The organism is Salmonella enterica subsp. arizonae (assembly GCF_008692845.1).
GTDB classification, from domain to species: domain Bacteria; phylum Pseudomonadota; class Gammaproteobacteria; order Enterobacterales; family Enterobacteriaceae; genus Salmonella; species Salmonella arizonae.
Genome location: NZ_VXJW01000029.1, coordinates 1 through 1,496 on the forward strand (window position 1 = coordinate 1; position 1,496 = coordinate 1,496).

At 52.9% G+C, this 1,496-nt stretch carries 1 protein-coding gene; it reads left to right on the top strand.

Annotated features, from left to right (window positions below):
• The coding region (locus F4V61_RS21940) for an Ig-like domain-containing protein (RefSeq protein WP_211359258.1) at positions 1-1,496 on the top strand (1,496 nt) is incomplete at both ends.

Sequence of the window (1,496 nt, forward strand, 5' to 3'; positions counted from 1 at the left end):
GGTAAGACGTGGATGGATGCGACGAAGGCATCGGCAGGCGTCTGGAGTTATACCTGGTCGTCCGATGTGACCGAAGGCGCGCACGTGCTGACGGTGGAGGCGACCGATATTGCGGGCAATACGGCGATGCGGACGCTGGATTTCACCATTGACACCACGCTGTCAACGCCAACCATTGAACTGGATGGCCCGGATGATACTGGCGTACAGGGTGATAACCTGACTAATCGCTCTCAGCCGACATTTATCCTGAAAGATGTCGACCCGGATGCTGCTTCAGTAATGGTAAGTGTGAATCATGGTGGGACGACAACCACATTTGCAGCGACCAACGGAGCTGGCGGATGGCGTTTTACACCGGCCAGTGACTGGACGGATGGCGCTTATACGTTGAGTGTGACGGTGACAGATAAGGCCGGAAACGTTAGCCACTCAGCGCCGCTGACGGTGAACGTGGATACACACGTCACTATTGACAGCATCGTTTTGGTCAATGATAGCAGTTTTATTGGCGATAATCTGACTAATGAGGTTCGCCCGCATTTTCGTGTGACGGTGCCGGGGGATGTTAATGTTGTCCGTCTGAGCCTGAATGACGGTAAAACCTGGGGCAATGCAACTCAGAGTGCCTCCGGGGACTGGGAATACATCTGGCCAGACGATGTAACCGAAGGAAAGCATACGCTGACGGTGGAAGCCACCGATATCGCGGGAAACAAAGCGACGCAGATGCTTGAATTTATCATCGACACCACACTATCGACGCCGACCATCACGCTGGATGCTGTGGATGACAGTGGTGTGGCTGGCGACAATATCACCAACGAAAAAACGCCTGGTTTTACGATTAACGGCATCGACGCGGATGCGAGTCAGGTAATGGTGGTGGTTACACACAACGGTAAGAGTAAGGAGTTGGCGCTGACCCAGGTTAGCGGTCGGTGGCACTTTACACCAGACAGTGACTGGACGGATGGCAACTACACCCTGACGGTAAAAGTTGAGGATAAGGCAGGAAATATGAGCCAATCCTCGCCGCTGACGGTAACGGTGGATACACAGACTGTTATTAGCAGTATTGTGCTGGTCAATGACAGCGGTATTGTCGGTGACAAGATGACTAACAATGTTCATCCGCATTTCCGGGTGACGGTGCCGGAAGATGTCAACGTTGTACGCCTGAGCATCGATGGCGGCACGACATGGGGTAACGCTACTCAGAGTGCAGTAAAAGGGATCTGGAATTACAACTGGCCCACGGATGTGGGTGACGGTAAATATACCCTGATGGTGGAAGCGATCGACGCTGCTGGCAATAAGGCGACGCAGACACTTGAATTTATTGTTGACGCCACCCTGTCAGTACCGACCATCACGCTGGATACCGCGAATGACAGTGGTGTGGCTGGCGACAATATCACCAACGAAAAAACGCCTGGTTTTACTATTAACGGCATTGATGCGGATGCGATCAGGGTGGCTGTACAGGTTACGCA